A 17602-nucleotide genomic window follows, 5' to 3' on the forward strand; every position below is an offset into this window, starting at 1 on the left:
TTTATCTTACCTCTTAGACCATCATAATATATGCTTAACTTAAGGAGAGAAGATTATGAACCACAAAAAAATTTTTCTTTGCTGTATTGTACTAGTTGTAATTTTAGCATCATGTAAACAAGGTTTTATTAAAAAAGTCAAGATAAAGGCAAATCCTCAAATAAAGGTTAATCTTGGAAGCAAGGAAGTAAATCTGGGAAATATTGTTTATGATAATATAAACAAGACCTTAAAAGACAAGGATAATTTACATGTTTATAAATATACACCAAAAAATAACCAAGACAATATTCTTCACTATCTGTTTCATTATTCTGTACCTGAAAACAAAATAAATATGGCTAACTATATACAAAGTATAGAAAAAGCAACCGAAGGTCAAACAATAACTATTAATCAAAAAAAAATAAGAATTCCAACCATCAATATTGAAGGTACTAGCGGAACATTACCCTCTATCAGCAATCCTGGAACAGATAAGCTTACGCTAAATGAAAGTATTAATATAACAAACTTTAATCCCATAAATGTAAGTGTAACGGATTTAGACTATGCCGTAATTCAAAACGGGAATATAAAAATAACTGTAGAAGGTCTTGACGACACTTTAAAAAAAGCACTTACAATAAAGTATGAAAATATCACGATAAATCATAACGGGGGGCCGTTAACCCCTATCAAAAACAAGGATAAGCTGACCGGCGAACTTGATTTACATGATAAAACAATAACCAATGACAAAAAAATTGAAGTTTCCGGCAAGATAAATATAAGCGGCACAATTCCTGCCGGTTATGCGGGAGGAAACAATTTAAAACTAAAAGTCGAAGCTAAAATAGAAAGATTGAAAGAGATCAAAATTAAAAATCAAAACATTGAAACAGTTATTAATAAAGATATAACCCTAGATGCTGATATAAGCACTTATGTTAAGAAAATAACTTTAAATCCTATCTCGATAAATGCTAATATAAAAAATAAATTACCTAAAGATACCGATATAAAGATAAAATTGGATTCTGAAGCTCTTAATATTCACAGTGAATTTGTGCAATTTAAGGCAAATCCGGATAGTAATGAAGGTCAGAAAAAAACTATATTCGAAGAATCAAGAACACTGACTCCTACCGGCTCCTTGGATATTAAGGCTACGCTTAAAATTAAAGGATATGATCAGGCTAACAAAACCTTAACACTTCAAAATATTGCTCCGGAAAATGAATACTCATTCGGAGGTGAGGCAAATATTAAATTCGATTTTGAAAAAGCTGTAGTTACGCCCTCAGGAGAAAATTTTAAAATAAATAACCAATATCCTGTCAATACAGACATATTTAAAAACAATGAAATTTTAAGCAAGATGAATCCTAAACCTATTAATGCTTATATCTATCTTGTTTCCGATTTAGCGGGTAGTGAAGCTCCTATACTAACTACAAAAATAGACCTGTTATACAGCACCAAAACACAAAATATTATTAATGAGGATCATAAAAGCACACCATTTGTATCCGATCCTAATTTTAATCAGGGTGAAATTCCTCAAGCCAGCATCAATGAAAATGAGATAAAACTGGAAGATATTTTTGAATCAAAACCGAAACAAATTGAATTTAAGATTGATATGAACCTAAACCAAATAACAGTTACAAATAATGCACTAGAAAACATCAAAAAAAATAATAACAAGGCTGTAATTAAAGCCCATGCTCTTTTTGACGTACCTTTAACTGTAAGCATAAAAAATGACATAATTGAAAAGGTATTGTCTATCAAAGATATATTATCAAGAAAGGCCGGTGAAAATATACCGGGTCAGTTCGATAAAATTACTGATACAATAAAAGAACTAAATCTTATTGTTGAATACACAAATAATACAGGGATGATTTTTGATGCAAGAATTTATAATCCCGAATGGAAAGAAGGCGGTATATTCCAATTTGAAAAAAAATTAAAGTTAAAAGACAAGGGATCTATACATATCAATTTATCAAAGAAAGAAATACAAGATATAAAAAAAAGAAACCAATTTCCCATTGTTATTGAAGTAAAGCTTCCTAAGGACAGCGAAATAAATATCAAAAACGGCACATTAAACTTTTCAGCTTACACTATAACAAATATGGATGTAACTTATGAATTTTAGGAGGTAAGGCAGATGAAAAAATACATTTTTATATTCAGTATTATCTCACTTATTTTTTTTAATGCTTATTCTGAAGATGTCATCAACGAGCGAACTGAAAATATGCTCAATGAAATTAGAAACAGGAATGGAGTAGATTATTTTGAGGCTCAGGCTGAAGATGAGGAACTATCCCAAGATGAAACCGAAAAAACTGAGCCCGAAATACCCGAAACCGCTGTTACAAGTGAAAACGAAGATGAAGAAGCGGAAATCGAAAAGCCTCCTAAGGAGCCTTTTTTAAAAAACGGCAGACAAGCATTTGCCTTCGGTGTCGAAATTAAAGTTGGAGCCTCCAATTCATATTTTAAAATTATGGATTTGTTTAAAGACAGTCTTGAAGTAGATTTAGTTGATATGTCGAATAAATTACCTAAGACCGGATTCGGAGTATCAGCAGCTACAGCCGCAAATATATACTTGGATATTTATATAAAATCAAAGGCCGAATTTGGTTTTTTTATAAAAGCAGATGCTTACGGATTTTCAAATATTCCCAAAAATATAATCGATTTTGCAGCAAAGGGAAATCTTTCTTCAAACAGCTTTAACGGAAAAATCATGGGCTCATGGCAAGCCTTTGCAGATACCGGTATTTTTTACGGAATGAAATTTAATTCATTTAAATTTAGAGTAAGCACTTCTTATTTTATACCCGCATTTTATATGGAATCTGATATGGGCGATTATGAGTTTATCAATGATCCTATAACAGGCAGTATAGCTGCAAGAGGTAAGTTAAAACTAAATATGTACTCTCATATTCCCATATTCGGAAACCCAAACAGCAAATTCGATCTAGGAGATATTTTATCAAGGGGAGGCGTTGATTTTAATTTTTACGGTACCTATACTTTTAATGAACTAGCCAACCTGAATTTTAATGTCATAAATATTCCTATTTTTCCGGCACGATTAAATAAGGGTATTTCAAAAATATATGAAGGTGATTTTAGAATAGAATCTTTAATTCAATATATGAATAACTTTATAACACCTGATCAAGCAGCCCAAATAAAACCGCCCAGCGGATCTTTTAATGAGACAAATTTAGCATATAACTTACCGCAAAAAAAAATATTCCGTCCCTTAAAACTCGCAGTAAGTTCGGATATAAGGCCTTTTTTAAACGATTATTTGATTATTACACCAAGCCTAGGCTGCCATTGCTATAAGCCATTTTATGTAGATGCCGGCTTAAAATTGGAAAGCCGTTTTTTAAAAGTATTGGGCGCCTACATAGGAATGAGTTATGAAGACAGGGTATGGAAAAATACGGGAGGCCTTTTTTTGGAAACAAGAATATTTAGGCTTGAAACGGCTGTTTCGGCAGCATCTCCTTCATTTACAGGAAGTTTTAAAGGAACAGGAGCCGAAGCAACAATAAAAATGGTATTCGGCTATTAAAAGATAAAGGCAGTCTAAAAGACTGCCTTTTTTTTGCAAAAAAAAAAGAACTTCGTTTTAAAAAACGAAGTTCTTTATCGGGCAACCCGGATTTGAACCGGGGACCCCAAGTCCCCCAGTACTCTAGTTGTCTAGTTTTTAGGCGTTTTAGACCGTTTTAGGCGGTTTTTTCGCCAAAAACGGCTAAAAACTGCCTAATATTTTCGATTTAGTCGACAGTTTGGTCGACAGTTGCTAATAGCAATATTAGCACAAAAAGGATAGAAAGTAAAGGATAAATAAAAAAAAGGCAGGATGTTTTTTCCCTGCCTTTTAATTTTCATCTTTTTAAAATCATTCTTTTAATCTGAAAAATATATACAATCCCAAAGCTGCAAAACCAAAAGCTGCAAGAATTATAACGCCTTTAAATTGTACAAATCCTATCGTTATTAAAATTAAAATCCCAATCCATAGCGGGACAAGTGCAATTTTTCGCCGAGAATATTTGACGGTATCAAATACCGCCAAGGCTCCCCCCGCTAAGCCGATAGCTGCGCCGATGCAGTCAATCAAAAGAGACTGGCCGTAATTTACGATGAAGATCGAAAGAATTACCAAGCCTACAATTACAAAAAACATAAACTTGTTTTTCATATTTTAAAACCTCCTAAGTTTTAATTTCATTTTTAAAATAAAAAATCCTACACCACCTAAAATGAAAACCCCTAAAACACAAGACAAAATTACAAGGGCTAGTTTCAATTTATAATTTTTAATCTTTAACTCTGCAATTTCTTCTCTCTTCTCTTCAATTTTTTTTTGCTTTTCCTGTATCGTCTTTTCCTTTTTTGCTATCACGTTCATGCTTTCTCTTTCGTACTCTTCTAATGATTTCTCTGATTTCTTCAAAGATAGCCTCGCTTGAGTCAATTGATCTGTTAAGTTCTCTTGATATTTCTGCGCCTCGCTTAATTCTGTTTCCAAGCTCTGTATTTGAGATAATTGCATCTGTTTGGTGTTCTCTAACTTCTCCAACAGACTCTCTAACCTCATGAGCTCTGACTCTGTCATCATGTATTCCGCCTGCTGTCCGACAGCTGGTAAAAAGCAAAATACAAATAATAAAAATAAAAAACTTCTTTTCATTCATTTACACCTCCATCATTTTAGCAGCTGTGTTTTTGAATATCTTACATAATTGCTCCGATATTCCGAACCTATTTTTGTTTATTTCAATCGATCTAAAAATATCCCCATCATCGTGCCTTTCACTTGCTGCTTTCCAATCAATAAACATTTCAACTAAATCTACAAGAGTAAAATCATCTATTCCATTTTTATAATGTTCAGGATGATGAGAGTTGTTTGCATAGTGATGATCAAGTGCAGGTTTTAATTCATCAAGAGCCTTTTTATAATCATCGCTTCCATAAGTAAGCCCTTTTAATAAGGGTGTCATTTTGTCAAATAAAGGCTTTTCAGGCTCTTGAAGTTTTGAATTGTCGTGTTGTATTGCTCTATCAATAATTTCTTTTGTAAATTGTAGAAGTAGTTCATTTACTCTTTTGATGTGAAGCAATGTATCTTTTATAGAGTCATATTTCATTTACCGCCCCTTTTTAAATTCTTCAAAGATATTTTTAATCTCAAAAGTTCCGGACTCCCAGCCTGTGATTATGTTTTTATCTAGGCCGGAAAAATCCAAGCCTTCATGCGGATAGGGCGGATTTCCAATCATCTGATGAAAATCGGTACTGGGCTTACTGTTACAAGGATATATCCCTCCATCAAGAATATAAGTTTTAGGATCTATGGTTGCATCTTTACCCATATATGGATTTTTAGTTGTTGCAGGATATACACTAACGTGTAAATGTTTATTCGGCCCCGGAATACCACGGCCTGTATCGCCCATAATACCTAAAAAACCGCCTGCTGTAACCGTTTGTCCCACATTGACTGCTATCGATTTCAAGTGTGCATACCTGCTTATTATACCTTGCCGGTCTTTAATTATGACATAGTTACCATAAACACTAGCCTTTGCATCTCTATTGATTTTTATAATTCGCCCTTCTTTAATAGCAAATATACCCCATTTTTCTGCTCTCATCTTTTACCTCCCAAAATTAAATTATCCTATTTGTCAGCTTTTCCAAAACAGCCCGCAAGTTTTTGGCCTGTTTTAATTTTTTTTCCATTTTATCACGGCAAAAATCTGCCCTTATCTTATCCCCTATTTTTTCAAAAAGCGGCTTATAGTTTAAATACATATCCGCCTTGCTTTTAACTTCCAGTAAATAGATTTTGGTAACTCTTTTTGTAAAATCTTGAGCAATAAAAAAAATCTTTTCTTTTTTTACTTCATTTAAAGGCCTAGTAGTACAAGTTTTAGATCGTATAATTTCTTTGTTTAACCTTATAAATAATTCTTCTGCAAGCTGCTTTATGTAAATATTTACGGTATCAACCGTTAAATCTTCAAAGCCGTTTTTATAAAGGCGTTTGTTTAGGATTGATTCAGCTCTATACATACAGCAGGCCAGAACGCTTATATCGCTTAAAAGATAAGATAAATCCGGTAAAATATCTTCTATACGCTCTTTTCTTAAAAGTTCAATTTTTTCACAATTATCTTTCATCAAATACATCAAGCCGATACTATCTATCGTTTGAATTTTACCACCTTCAGATACTTCAATAGTTTGTCCAAAAAATGACAACTTTCCGCCTTTTTTTAAAAGTAAGATAAAAAGTGCCGGAATCACTATAAGCCCGATTATTAAAATCACCGCCCAGCCTATTACGGGTATTTTGTCTAAATTTTCCATGTTTTTATTTGCTCCTATTTCTTTTAAACCTTTCACTATAATAGGTGAAGTTATTGACATTTTTTTCATTAAAGGATAAAATATTTCTAAATAAAGGAGATATTTTTTATGAAAAGATTTGTTTTGATTGTTTTATGCGCTATGTTGCTAGCTTGCGGCAAAAAAGAAAAAGGTGTTATTTCTGTTGAAAATAAATCATCTCATGTCATTAAATTTGAATTTGCCCAAAACTATGAATCTAAAATTATCACCCTTCAACCCACTAAATCAATCGATTGTGCATGGGAAAGATATTTCCATTGCATAATTCAAGAACCAAATATAAATTTATTAAGGAAGCAGAAAACAAAAGAAAAAATAACGATTTTTGATAACGATCAATTAAATTCTTATACCGTCATAAATGGTGTATGTAATTTAACAATATTAGATGCCGGCCAATTCCTTTTAGCCGATTCTTCGAATGCTCATATAACATCATTACCACTTGCACAGGGAACCACCAATATTAAAACATTTAAACCTCTTTCGTTTAAAAATATAATATTTGACGAGTCACCTACTTTTAATATTGGAAGTTTAACTTATAAACAAATAGAGAAAATCGAAAATGTTTATTATTTAAATGAAAATAATTCAGGAAACTTGATTACAACAAGGCTAAATATAATAATAAACAATGGTACTATTAAAATAACAAAATAATTTACTTTATATTTGCTTTATTTTTAAAAAACCATCCTCCACATAAACCCTCCCATAAGAATATGTATCGCTGTAGCCCTGTGGTAGTTGAGTCAGCTCCATTGTTGTAGTACTCGTGTTTAAAGAAAATTTTAAATGTCCAATTTTGATAAGGTTTTCCCAGTAAGGGATGTTTATATCTGGAAGATCCTCTAAAGAACAATCGTATCTAGTACCATTAGCCCAAATATGTGGGTGTATAATATGAAGAGTTTCAATAGTTTCTGTTGAACCGTCTTCATAAAACAAGCTTAAAGAAAATTTATTTATATTGTATTTTAAATCACCTTTGGTGTAGAAAGACTTTCCATGAGTTGCCCTATGGCGTTCATAAACAATATTATGGAAAATTTTATTAGCCTTTTCATAATAATTAGACAACCCTTTTATTTTTTTCCCTTTGTATGTTCCTTGACATTCCATATAGCCTAAGAATGGAAGAGTGTTATCAGATGTAGAAAAGACATTATTTTTTATAATTTTAAAAAGATATTCATTATTAAATTCAAATGATCCCGGCGTAGATTGTCCTTGAATTAATTTAAAAGGAGGCGTTATTATGTCTCCACAAAAGAAAGCCTTACCAGTCGGCAAAATTTCAAAAATAGTTTTGCCGTTGTTCTTTGCTAAAATCCCAACATCTCTATTTATCGACAATTCAAAATCCAACGGATCGTTTATATCATGATCAACCAACAATTTTTTTACCGTGAGATTATCCAAAAGTGCCGTGTTTGCAGCGAGCGACTCGCCGACGGCTTTGTTAAATCCTAAAAATTGGCAAAAAACAGAACCGAAAAAATTAGTGTCGCCGAATAAATCTTTACACTTTTCAAGCTGATCTTTTAAACATACCGAGTATTCCTCCGTGTAGTTTGCAGGAGGATCCAACTTTTCCCAAACTCGGCCCGTCCATCGGTAGCACCATCCTTTTTGGTAATTTGCCAAAGGCTCGATAATTAAAATCCAATCGCCTATTGTTGCATCGTTAAATCCATTTTTAGGGCCGAGGGCTATGTTTACCCTTCCCCCTTCAGGCGGAGTTTTAACCGTGCCCAAATAATGCGGAGTGTGAAGCGGTACACTTTGCTCGATTAAATGTTCAACATGGCCTAACACCGTGCCTTTACTTACCAAATGATAAAGACCTCGGATGTAGTCTTCTTCTAAAACTTCGGCATAAATAGCCACTTCGTCAAAAGTAGCGTGTGTTCTTCCTCCTCCGAGTCTTAACCCTTCGGAAAAATCCACGGGGTCGTTCCCTGCGGTAAGTTCCGCTCTTAATTCGGCGTTTTTGTAGATTTTGAAAAAACTGTTTTTTGCAAACAAGAAGCACCAGTGCGTTTGCTCTTGGTCGTCTTTGATGTCGGTTACTGTTTTAGTATCTTCAAGCTCAACGGTTAAAAGGTCTGTTCCTTGGTCAAAGTAAACCTTAATATTTGCCGTTGCAAAAACACCTCTATAGTCGTCTGCTTCAACGACTCCATCCCATTGCCTCCATAAAGAGATTGTAAGCTCATTCCTATCACCGGCAATATTTACTTTTCCGAAACCTGCCGGTAAATAAAGAGCATTACCCGATACTCCTTGAACAAATTGAGCATCGGCGGGTAATGTCATGTTCGCTCCGCCTGCGTAATTGATTGATTCCATAGATTACACCTCGTTTTCCGTAAACATTCCTGCAAAATAAAAATGTCTTTCGTTTTCCGGAACATCAATATTAAACTGCAAAAGTTTAAGGCCGTTAATCTCTACCGTGTTTTGAATAACTTCTTGTTCAGGAACATGGACAAAGCCCCATTGATAATCATGCAAGGGTTGTTTTATCTTTGCAAAGTTACCGCAAATAATTTTGTCAAATGGAAATTCCGTGTTTGTTTTAAAGCCTGAAAAAGCAGGATTCGGAGTGAGATGATCAGTGCTACAAAATATTCCTATTATTAAATTTCCCGTTTTTGAATAAGGTATTTTTATATTAGTGTGTTTTTTATTTGCAATAAAATGGGATAATGTCAGCCCTCTAAATAGTGAATTGTGAGTGCTCTTGCTTGCCGGATTATAGAATTCTAAATCAAAAATTCTTGCAGGTGTCCATAAGAAATCCGTGTTTCTTTCGGCGACAGCCCAGCCCCCGATGTTCCAAGTTGCGACAGAGCCGGAAAGGGCTATGTAAGAATAGCCTTCATCATCTTTGATTATATCTTCTTTGTTATAATTAAACCCTATCCATTGATAATATCTTGAATCCCATGCGTCTTGGTTTTTAGGATTAAAAACAACGCTTTTAGCATAATCGGCATGTTTATCTGCGACCTGCGACCCTAAAAGTTTGTTAATACTTTTGTCAACGTTGCATATCCATGCTGTAGTAATTCCATGTGCCCAGTTGTCGGAGTTTGCGTATTTTATAAAAAATGTACCGTCTTTGTTTTCCGGTAGTTTTATTTTTATGACAATATAATTTGTAGGCGTTTGAGTTTCACAATTTGAAATGACGGTACATCCTGTCAATTTAACCATATACTGGGCGTACCATTTCCCATATTTTGAAACACCCCCTGTTCCGACACCAATTAAACTGGTAATAGGTTCGTCCGTCATTTGGAAATCTTCCCGCCCATCCCAGATTATTTGTCCGTTTTTGTAAAGCGGTTGTAAAAGGGCCGCTTGTTTTTTAACTTCACCCAAGCCTGCCTTAACCTCGTTGTAAGTTTCCGTAAGCCGATTAACGGCTTCTAATATTTGTTCATTTGTCATTTTTTTATCTCCTTATATAACTTTTATAAAGGGGTATACCCCGTATGATTTAACTCTATTGTCTTCGGCTGTAGGGACGACTTTTGAAGCATTAAATCCTAGAAGTCTTAAGTAACTACTGCTTTGAGATGTTCCGGAGTCAATATAACCTGTATCTAGTGTTTGAAATACTCCAGTTGTAACATTGGGGTACCCATCGTTACCCTGAACGCCAACACGGCCCTTAATATTCCTTATTGCATCTCCTTGATATTCCAGAGCTAAGTCAGCTCCTCCTCGGCCGCTGCCGTCATCGACAGCTCTTAAAGCTACGCCCCGTAAGTCAGGCAGTTTTGGATAGCCGAAAGCATCATAGCCCAGATAGTTTTTCTTATTCTTATTCCCAAAATTTTCAAGCCAGAATTGATAAAATTCGGGGTAAAGTTCCGGGATAAAAGAATAGCCGTTAGCATACAAATAGCCATATACAAATTTTTTGCCGGTGAAGTATCGAATTTCGCCGATAGGGCCTGACTCTTTTATAAGGCGGTCTTTGTGAGCATTTTCCAGCTCGTTTGTTTTTTCTTGGATAAAGAGAAGCATTTTATTTTTTTCTGTAATGAAAAAACTATTTACTTCGTTTTGAAAATTTGTTATTGTTTGAAGGGCTGTATTGTTTAGCGTGTTTTCTGTATTTTGTAAAATCTCATCAATCAAAGATTGCTTGATATTGCCCTCAAAAGCCCACACATTCCCTCTAAAATCAACGACTGCATAACAACCCAGCCCATAAGTTTCGGTATTTATATTTTGCGATATTTTGTTTGTGCCGGCTTCTTCGGTTCCGATTGTAACATTAAAATTTCCTGTCAACTTATAAACTATCAAATACTGCTTTGCACCGTTGCCGTTTTGTTTGTTAAAGAAAAGTTTTAATTTAAAATCATTTTTTAATTCTCCTGAAAGAATAATTACATTGTTTAACGCTTCTTCAAAAGTCATCTTGATTTCTTGTTTATCTGTACAATCGTACTCTATTATTTTACTTTGCCAAGCGGTAAAATAGGGATCAGGAATAGAAATTGTTTTTTTTGATTCATCAAAATTAAAAAGAGCAATCTTTTTGTTTTCTTTTGGAAAAAAAGCGCCCTTACCGGGTTTTCCATCTTTACCCGGTTTGCCTTCTTTCCCGTCTTGCGGAGGGTTAGGCTCCGCCTCGATCTCCGATTCTGTTTCTGTCGGCGGGGAGTAAGCTCCCACTGTTTCGGCGGCATATTCTATATAATTTTCAAGGACATTTATTTTCTTTTCTAAAATTCTTACTAGACCCGTGCCGATGTTTCTATCCTGAATGGAGACAACAGCTCCCAACTTATAATCTTTTATAGTTTTAAATTTATATGTTATGTTGGAGAGGTTATAATAATTTAATAAGTCTTTTGATAGAATGTCAGCTCTAACTTTCGTATAAATATATTTAGCCTGAATATTTAATCTTTTGTCATTTGTTGTATTGTTAGCTGCTTTTGATTTATTTTTAGTTTTTTTAACATAAACTTTTTCGGCTTTAAAATTTAATTTTCTAATCCAGTTAGAAAAGAGGTTGTCCGTATTTTTTATTTTAATAAACGCTTTTGTGTTTAAGGGTTCGAATTTTTGAACGGCAATATTTGACATATCGCCCTCTATTTCAAGGGTTACATTTTCGGCAAAAATAACCTCGCCCTGATTACTTTGATAAGGAATATAGATTCCATCTTGAGCTCCTCTGTAATAGGTGGCTGGCAAAAGTTCTATAAAGCAAGAGTAGCCCATTTGAGCCCCTGCCGTTTCTTTAAAAGCATAAGAGTCTTCAACTATTTCAACACCAGCCCACTCCGTGGAAACTTCCGTTTTTTTTCTTTCATCATGATTTAAACTTATTAAATCTAAACATTCTTTGCCTGTTATTAAATGTTCAGATTGGGGATTTTGTAAAAATAGATTTATAAAATCTATTTTTCCTTCTTGATTAAAAATAAAACTATACCCATATTCAAAAAGAATATCGGTTAATATTTTATGATAGGAGTCGGCAGGTTTTAAATGAACCCCATAAAGTGTATCGTTTATTTGCGGTATAGAATTATAATTTATTCCGGCAAGGTCTAAAATTTCTTTTAATGTTGCCGTTACTGTTTTTTTTGTTTTAATAAAAACATCACGCCCTACTTTTTGCTTTAATAAATAACCGCCTGATACAATTTCTAATTTTACAGGTTGTAGTTTTTGAGCTTTTGGAATTGTAAAATTCTTTTTTAAATATCCTGTAAAAAAAATCTTATTGTTCTTTATTATTTGAGCTTGAACATCAAATTCACCCATTCCTAAAAGTAGATTATTTAATTCAATATTTGGTAATAAGCTTACTTGACAAGAGGCATCGGCAGGCTTTAAATCTTTGTGTAAAATTTCGGTTATTGAAAAATCGTTTAAAATAAAATTATATTCTTTCCAATCCAGCCCTTGAAATTTTATTTTTAATTTATAACTATCTTTCATTTAATACCCCATCTTTTCAGCTTCTTTAATTTCTTCTCTTAGCCTTAATGCGATTTCTCGCGCGTCCCCATTGACGAATGAATGATCAAAGTGTATGTTAATTTCTGTAGGTTTAGCTGCAACTGCGGCCGAGACTCCGCCTGCTGCATTTTGAGCCCCTGAGGCTCCGCCTAATTTTAAAACTGCCCTACCTTCCATCGATAAGTCTGTATCTGTTATTTTTTCAAGTTTACCTTCATTAAGGGATCTATAACTTGCCCTTCCTAAATTAACCATTCCAAAAGTAACAATGCTAACAAGCGTTGAAATTCCGTTTATAAAAGCTGCAAAAGCATTGTGAATAAGGTTAAACATGAAGATAAGGCCGTTGCCTATAGGGACTAATACGTTATTGTATAAGAATAAGAAAGCTTTAATCAAAGGTCTTAGAATAGGTTCTAACAGTCGCAAAAGAGGATTTAAAACTATTCCCAGAAATTTACCAATAACTCTTAACATCCCAAATAACGGAGCAAGAATTGAATTTAAAACAGGACCGATAATTTCAATTAAACCTTCGAGTACTATTTTTAAAAGTTCAACGACAATGACTAAGGGATTTCCTGACATTGCCGCTTTCTCGGCAACGTTGCCTATCCATCCTATAGCCCCGCCTGCATTTTTAACATTATCAATAAGTTCTGAAAATGGGGCTGTTTCATATGTTTTTTTTTGCGGAGGAGGTGCCGTCTCTTCTCCTTCTGCCCCACCTTCAACCTCCTTTTTCTCCGGTTTTTTAGACATTATATTTTCAAACTTCCCGGAGAACTCGCCAAACTCCTCTTTAAATAGATTCCCATAATCTGCCCCGGCATCTTTTACTGTTTCAGAAACAGCCGAAGCACTATTAACTATTGTGTCTCCTAAATTTTTAAATCCACCCTTTATATTCTCCCAAATTTTATTTTCAGGAGGCTTTTTGTCGTCTTTCCCCCATTTTTCAAACTTTGCTATTTTTTCTTTTCCAAAAAAATCTCTCACGTAATTAATCTTATCTAATAAATCATTTAAGCCGTCTACAAAAAAATTCATCACGGCATAGAAAGATTGTTTTATTCCGTAAATAATTATTTCAAAACTATATTTTAAAGGTTGCCAAATAATATTAGCTACAGCTCCAACAGTAGAGATAAGGACCGCTAATAAAGATCCAAAGAGAGTGCCTATAATTGTTACTGCATGTTTAAAGGATAACCATAGAAAGTCAAAAGTAAATACTTTTTTCATCATTTTGTCCAAGATTGAAAATGACAACATCGCTATTTCGGGAAGGTGTCTAAAGAAGTTTATAAAGTTGTCTTTATTTTTTTGCAGCCAATTTGTAATGTTAGAAAGAGGAGTTAATATATAAGAGAAAGATATATTTTTAATACTTAAAATAATTTCTCCTATTGTTTTTTTTAAGTCGTCAAAAGTATTCTCAACCTGTCTTGCCTTCCCTGCTTCGGTGTTAGCCATGGCTTCATTCATGCCTTTATATTGCTCGGCAATAATAGAGACGGCCTCTCCGTTTTTTAATTGTGCTTCCGTTAGATTTGCTATGGCAGGATTTAACTCTTTTAATTTGCCGGCATTGCCTGAGTATGTTTTTGATAAAGTCTTAACCGCTTGATCTAAGGGCATTACTCCGGTACTCGATAAATCGGTAGCAGCTTTCATTACTTTATTTATTTGCGATTCGTTAAGTTTCATGAAAGATAGATAAGCTTGATTTTTAGTAACTTCTTCGCCCGAAAAAATACTGGCTCCTGACTTTGTCAATTTATCTGCTTCGGCTTGAAGTCTTTTAAAAGCTCCTGCGGTAAGGTTTGAGTTTGTTTTTACTGAAGTATTAAGACGAGCTAGCTGCATCTCTTGCTCTTTAAAAGCTTCTGTCACCCCGTTAATTGCTGCCGCTCCTACCTGCATGACTTTAGCAATAATCACAGCTTTGAGACTTCCGGCTATACCTGCTACAGACTTTTGAAGTTTAGCTAAGCTTATTTGTGCCTGATTTACCGCCGACTTATTAAATTTTCCGTTTATCTCGTATCTTGCAACCGCCATGTCTTACCTTTTTATATTTTCGTAATCTTCTTTTATTTTATCGAAATACAAAGATTGAATACATTGTATAACTTTATATGTTTTGTAAGGCTGAAGAAAGGCGGAACAAGCAAAAGGAAGGTTTATAAGGTTTCCATTTTGCCGATCCGCAATCATCAAAAAAAGCTCGAAGAAAAAAAACCACTTTTCCCATATGGGCTTTAATTCTTTTTCATCCGCAGGATTTACGCCTTTAAAAAAAAGACGGCCTACTGTTCTAAGTTCTCTTTCTTCAGCCTTGTTGATAAAGGGAGAGACCCCAGCCATGTGGCTAGTATTTCCATAAAAAGAGAGCTTGTTTTTTTTAGTTCGTTATAAACTTCAACCTTTGAGGCGGGCTCTCCTTCTTTTGTAAAAGAGTGATCGACTAAGCAATCTTTAAAAATACCTTCAAGATATTTTAAGTTTTTGTTTAGAGACTCGTCTCCGTCTCTTTTGTCAAAGCCGTTCATTTCCTGCATGTTAAGCTCTCGCAAAACAATATAATCGTCGCCCTCCCCGTCCAGATTTTTTAAATCAATTCTTGTTTTAAAAATATAGTTTTCGTTGACGTCTTTTAATTCCATTTATTTACTCCTTAATTTTTAAGCATCGTATTTTGTAACAATATTATTATAAACCTTAACGGTTACAAGCGGATCTTCAAAGTTTTCAATAGCTTTCATGCTCATTTTTTGGATAACCTTTTCAGCGCCTCCAACATTTGCGGAAAGCTCCGTTAATTGAACGGCGGGGATTTCAATGTCGATTTTAAAAGGTTTTGACTCTTTCGATTTTTCGGCACTTGTAAAATGAAGGGAGATTGAGAAGTCGTCATCTTTTGCGTAATAATCTTTTTTGATTTTTGCGCTTTCTTTCGAGTATAAAACTTCAATATCAAGCTTTATATCCCTTGCCCCACATTCGGGCTCAATAAAAAATTCGCCCGTTTGTGTTGTTTGTGTTGAGTTTTCAAGATTGTTGTTATAGTCAAATTTGATGTTTGTAACATCGGCTACAGTCGCCCCCTTTATTTTAAATTCTCCGCCTGAAAATTTAAAAGCTCTCTGTGCTGAAGGTTTTAAGTCTTCCACATTGTCAAAATCTTTGATAAGTTCGTGATGGCCGATGAAGTTTAAATCAAGCTTTACATAATCTTCTTGTTGGGCCGAGAAAGAAAGAGTGTTAAGTTTGCAGCCTAAGTAGCTGTTTTTTTCCGCCGTGCGATCAATTCCTACAGTGCAAGAAGGGAGACTATCCGTCAAGTCGTTCCCAATGGGAACGAAAGAATGGGTTAGGCTTTGCTCTGTTCCTTGCGGAGTTTCCGTCGTTTCTTTTCCGCAAAGTAAATAAAAAAGAAATCCCGCATCGTCGGGGCGCAAAAGCGTTGACAATGCCCCTTCAACCTTGCGGCTCATTGTTGCTACTTTGCCTGTAGCAATACCGCCCGTTAAAAGGCCTTCATCTTTTTTATTGAATTTTTCTTGAAAACCTTCGGAAGCAACTTTTAACCTGTGGGTAAATGCTGCCGGTGTCTCTCCGTAAGTTCCGCTTGCCGGTTCAAGGCCTAAGTATACTTTTAATGAATTACCTGTTATCATTTTTTTTACTCCTCTCACTATAATAGGTGTGTTTTTAGTTGTATTCTTTTGAAAATTTTATTTTTAATTTTGCAGCTTTGTAGTTGATATTCCCTTCTGCATGATCATAAAAGTTTATTCTTTCTATAACAGCTTCGTCTACAATTCCGCCTAATGTTTTTTCATCATCGATAAGTTTAAAAAAAACTGTTGCATATTTTGAGGCTTCCTCTGTCATGGATTGAGGAGTCGCACTGCCTCGTAAGGTAATATATAAATCAAGATAGCCCGTTAAAAGGGCGCTTTCGAGCGTTAAGACTTCAAATGAATAATCATCAAAATCAAAGAACAATGCTTTTTTTACCCGCTCCCTATCAATGTCGGGAAAGCTCATTATCGATTTATCAAAAGTGCTTAAATTGTAAAGAGATAAGGCTATCGGCTTATAGCTTTCTGTAATATAATCTTTTATATTCTTTTGCAGTTCGTAAAAATCGGCATCCATTTATTTTTTTCTCCACTTATCAAATTCAAATTTCATAGTCTTTTCGGCGATTTCTTTCATTACAACGTCCGATGTACCTTCTTTCCATATTGAAGCGGTAACATCTACTTTTTTGATAAAAATACTATCCTTTTTTTTAAACCATTTATCGCCGATTTTAAATTTTAAAAATTCTTTTTCTTTCGGCCTTATAAAATGGTCGCCTTCCTTAAATCTTCCATAGAAAGTTCCAAGAAAAAGACGGCCCGATCCGTCTTTAAAAGCCCATATGTCCGTATTCTTTGCTGTTCGGCCTGTAGCCGGCTTAAATATTTTTCTTACACGCTTTCTTGTTTTTGATTTTAAGGGCTGCAAAATTGCCCTTGTAATTTTTCGTCTCAAATTTCCTTTGTCTTGTTTTAAAAATTCAAACTTCTTCAGTAATTCCTCGCAATCAAAAACAACTTGTATTTCCATTTACAAAATCCTATAACCTTCAATCTCTTTTAAGATTTTTGAATAATCCCTTGTCGCTATAAAGGTGCGCCCTCCGTCTGCTCCAAAGTTCTTACCGGTGATTGCGATGTCTCCGCCTTCTTCACTTACCATAAGGGCCGCTATTCTCATCATAGTAAGCTTTATGATGTCAGGTATATTGTCGGGATTAAATCCCGCTTTATATTCGATAGTCTTTATTTGGTCGGGGGCGATGTTAAATATTAAAATAATATTTACACTTTGTTTTAAAATCTCCGCATCTTCTCCGTTTATTTTAAGTTGTGAAACATTGACCGCCTCGGCCTCAATATAAGTTGCCCCGCCTATTTTACCCCGTGTGTATGTTTTTTCTTCCAAAGAATACCCTAGGTATTTTTCTATAATTTCTTGGGCCGAGTTTAAATATAAATTGAAAAGCTCGGCAGAGTCGGGATCGTTAATTCTTAGGTAAGAGGAAAAAAGGGATAAGCTTACAAATTTATTGTCCATAGTTTTATTTTCTCTT

At 34.4% G+C, this 17602-nt stretch carries 18 protein-coding genes; 3 read left to right on the forward strand and 15 right to left on the reverse strand.

The genetic code is table 11. The annotated features are described in order from the left end of the window. The first annotated feature begins 55 nt into the window (after positions 1–55). Positions 56–2149 carry a hypothetical protein gene (locus E4O04_RS08875; protein WP_253707413.1) on the forward strand — a complete coding sequence of 698 codons (2094 nt, stop codon included), beginning with the start codon at positions 56–58 and terminating at the stop codon, positions 2147–2149. A gap of 12 nt (positions 2150–2161) precedes the next feature. Further along, complete coding sequence (locus tag E4O04_RS08880; RefSeq protein WP_253687673.1) at positions 2162–3595, forward strand: hypothetical protein; 1434 nt, start codon at positions 2162–2164, stop codon at positions 3593–3595. A 333-nt stretch (positions 3596–3928) separates the two neighbouring features. Here E4O04_RS08880 and E4O04_RS08885 read toward each other — a convergent pair whose 3' ends face one another. The 5 genes from E4O04_RS08885 to E4O04_RS08905 are packed head-to-tail and all read right to left on the reverse strand — an operon-like array spanning position 3929 to position 6408. Then, entirely contained in the window at positions 3929–4231 is a 303-nt protein-coding gene (locus E4O04_RS08885) for a hypothetical protein (RefSeq protein WP_253707415.1), read from the reverse strand. A 3-nt stretch (positions 4232–4234) separates the two neighbouring features. Next, positions 4235–4723, reverse strand: coding sequence for a hypothetical protein (locus tag E4O04_RS08890; protein ID WP_253707417.1), 489 nt, complete (start codon positions 4721–4723; stop codon positions 4235–4237). A gap of 4 nt (positions 4724–4727) precedes the next feature. Next, positions 4728–5183, reverse strand: coding sequence for a DUF5662 family protein (locus tag E4O04_RS08895; RefSeq protein ID WP_253688331.1), 456 nt, complete (start codon positions 5181–5183; stop codon positions 4728–4730). Next, a complete protein-coding gene (locus tag E4O04_RS08900) occupies positions 5184–5690 on the reverse strand; it encodes a M23 family metallopeptidase (protein WP_253707419.1) in 507 nt (168 codons plus the stop codon). Between the two features lie 16 nt (positions 5691–5706). Next, entirely contained in the window at positions 5707–6408 is a 702-nt protein-coding gene (locus tag E4O04_RS08905; RefSeq protein ID WP_253707421.1) for a hypothetical protein, read from the reverse strand. Between the two features lie 108 nt (positions 6409–6516). Between E4O04_RS08905 and E4O04_RS08910 the strand changes: the two genes are divergently transcribed. Beyond that, on the forward strand, positions 6517–7113 hold the full coding sequence (locus E4O04_RS08910) for a putative periplasmic lipoprotein (RefSeq protein ID WP_253707423.1): 597 nt from the start codon (positions 6517–6519) through the stop codon (positions 7111–7113). Positions 7114–7119: 6 nt separating this feature from the next. Here the strand turns inward: E4O04_RS08910 and E4O04_RS08915 are convergent, their stop codons facing one another. Genes E4O04_RS08915 through E4O04_RS08960 form a run of 10 tightly spaced genes read right to left on the reverse strand, consistent with a single transcriptional unit; the run spans position 7120 to position 17586 of the window. Beyond that, positions 7120–8805 (reverse strand): LamG domain-containing protein, encoded by a 1686-nt coding sequence (locus E4O04_RS08915; RefSeq protein ID WP_253707425.1) that lies wholly within the window; start codon positions 8803–8805, stop codon positions 7120–7122. A 3-nt stretch (positions 8806–8808) separates the two neighbouring features. Next, a complete protein-coding gene (locus E4O04_RS08920; protein ID WP_253707426.1) occupies positions 8809–9912 on the reverse strand; it encodes a hypothetical protein in 1104 nt (367 codons plus the stop codon). A gap of 12 nt (positions 9913–9924) precedes the next feature. Further along, positions 9925–12432, reverse strand: coding sequence for a hypothetical protein (locus E4O04_RS08925; RefSeq protein ID WP_253707428.1), 2508 nt, complete (start codon positions 12430–12432; stop codon positions 9925–9927). Further along, positions 12433–14517, reverse strand: coding sequence for a hypothetical protein (locus E4O04_RS08930; protein ID WP_253707430.1), 2085 nt, complete (start codon positions 14515–14517; stop codon positions 12433–12435). Between the two features lie 3 nt (positions 14518–14520). After that, positions 14521–14823, reverse strand: coding sequence for a hypothetical protein (locus E4O04_RS08935; protein ID WP_253707431.1), 303 nt, complete (start codon positions 14821–14823; stop codon positions 14521–14523). After that, positions 14766–15122 (reverse strand): transposase, encoded by a 357-nt coding sequence (locus tag E4O04_RS08940; protein ID WP_253707433.1) that lies wholly within the window; start codon positions 15120–15122, stop codon positions 14766–14768. Before E4O04_RS08940 ends, E4O04_RS08935 begins: the two co-directional genes overlap by 58 nt. Positions 15123–15140: 18 nt before the next feature. After that, positions 15141–16136, reverse strand: a complete 996-nt coding sequence (locus tag E4O04_RS08945; RefSeq protein ID WP_253707435.1) for a phage tail tube protein — start codon at positions 16134–16136, stop codon at positions 15141–15143. 34 nt (positions 16137–16170) lie between these two features. Next, positions 16171–16620, reverse strand: coding sequence for a hypothetical protein (locus tag E4O04_RS08950; protein ID WP_253707437.1), 450 nt, complete (start codon positions 16618–16620; stop codon positions 16171–16173). Next, entirely contained in the window at positions 16621–17076 is a 456-nt protein-coding gene (locus E4O04_RS08955) for a hypothetical protein (RefSeq protein WP_253707439.1), read from the reverse strand. Further along, positions 17077–17586, reverse strand: a complete 510-nt coding sequence (locus E4O04_RS08960; RefSeq protein WP_253707441.1) for a head-tail connector protein — start codon at positions 17584–17586, stop codon at positions 17077–17079. Between the last annotated feature and the right edge of the window lie 16 nt (positions 17587–17602).

The organism is Treponema sp. OMZ 799 (genome assembly GCF_024181365.1).
In the GTDB taxonomy this organism is placed as follows: Bacteria; Spirochaetota; Spirochaetia; order Treponematales; family Treponemataceae; genus Treponema_B.